The following is a 1,408-nucleotide window of genomic DNA, read 5'->3' as shown; positions in this document are numbered from 1 at the left end:
GCACCCTGGCCACCGTGTACCTGTGGTGGTTCAAGCGTCGACGTACCGAAATGCAACTGGGCCTGCAGGCCTTGGCGGGCATGCACTGGCGTGAGTTTTCCACGCTGATCAAGCGCATGCTGCGCGAGCAGCGCGGCCTGCGTGAACTGCAGGATCCGAGCGAGGAAAGCCGCGAGCCGAGCAGCGATTTCCTGCTCAGCGATGGACCGAACACCTGGCGGGTGTCGTGCAAGCACGGCCTGGCCTATCGCATCGGCACCGCTGCGGTGAACGAACTGGGTGCTGCCGCGCGACTGGCAGGCGCCAAGGGCGGCATGCTGATCACCGAAGGCCGGGTTGAACGCGATGGCATGGGCGCGGCGGAAAAGCAGGCAGTGGAAGTAATCGATGGTCCGCGCCTGTGGCCACTGCTGCAGCCCTACCTGCCGGCCGATGTTGAGACCCGCGTGCGCGCGATCGCCCGCCATGAGGCGCTGCGCCGCATCGCCATTGCCGCACTGGCCTCAGTGACGCTGGGCCTGCTGGTCGGGCTTGGCCTGCAGGGCCTGCGCCCGGAACAGGCGGACCCGATCCCGGCACCGGCCGTTGCACCTGTCGCACCGCCGGCTGCACGTCCTGTGCCGACGCCCGCCGCGCCGGACAGCGCCGCGAATGCGCCCGCTCCCATGGTCGCCGCAGCCGCGCCGCAGAATGGCGACGACACGCGCAGCAATCCCAACCCGGACGCTGCCACGCTGGACCGCTACCAGGCCGAACTGGCCCGCGCGCTGGCGGGTCAATCCGGCATCGCCAGCGGCGTCTGGCTGACCCGGCAGACGCTGGCCATCAACCGCACCGGTGAACTGGAAACGGTGTGGCCACGCGTGTGCCAGGAAGTGCTGCGCTACCCCGCCCTGCGCAACGTGCGCGTGCAGCTCAACGCCCGCCCCGGTGTGGATGAGCCGGTGCGCTGGCGGCAGTGCGCGACGTATTGATAGGCTGAGGCGTGATGGTGCCGAGCTCGGCTGCTCGGCACCACATCCACGCATGGCGTGGATCTACTCACGGCGATTCATTCCCGCTTGGCTGAAAGCGCTCAGGGAAGAAGCCGAGCGTGGGTTCGCCCCTATCGCGCCCCGGGTGCGAAACGGGCGACCAGGTCCCAGGCATCGCCCAGGAACATCTGGCGCACGCGGGTGATCGGCTGTTCGCCGCGCCAGGTCAGGCGCTCGATCACCAGGCAGGCGGTACCGGGCTTCACGTCCAGCAGCCTGGCGGTGGGCGCATCGGCGCCCCAGGCGCTGATGCGGTGCTGGGCGCGCGTCCACGACACGTTCTGCAGCAGCCAGCTGCCCGGCGCGGTGGTGCTGAAATCCACCTCCAGCACCTCGGGCACGCCGACCGGGCTGATCAGGCGATGCTCCAGCGC

At 69.5% G+C, this 1,408-nt stretch carries 2 protein-coding genes; one reads left to right on the top strand and one right to left on the bottom strand.

The genetic code is table 11. The features are described 5' to 3' along the window. On the top strand, window positions 1–974 hold a 974-nt coding region (locus AC1VAN_RS21810; RefSeq protein WP_480986743.1), incomplete at its 5' end, for a restriction endonuclease. Between the two features lie 131 nt (window positions 975–1,105). Here the strand turns inward: AC1VAN_RS21810 and AC1VAN_RS21805 are convergent. Continuing rightward, window positions 1,106–1,408 (bottom strand): UTRA domain-containing protein (locus AC1VAN_RS21805; RefSeq protein ID WP_480986742.1); only part of this gene is annotated, 303 nt, incomplete at its 5' end.

The sequence above is a fragment of the Stenotrophomonas sp. 05L44_2 genome (assembly GCF_056665995.1).
This window is presented reverse-complemented; position numbering and strand designations above follow the sequence as displayed.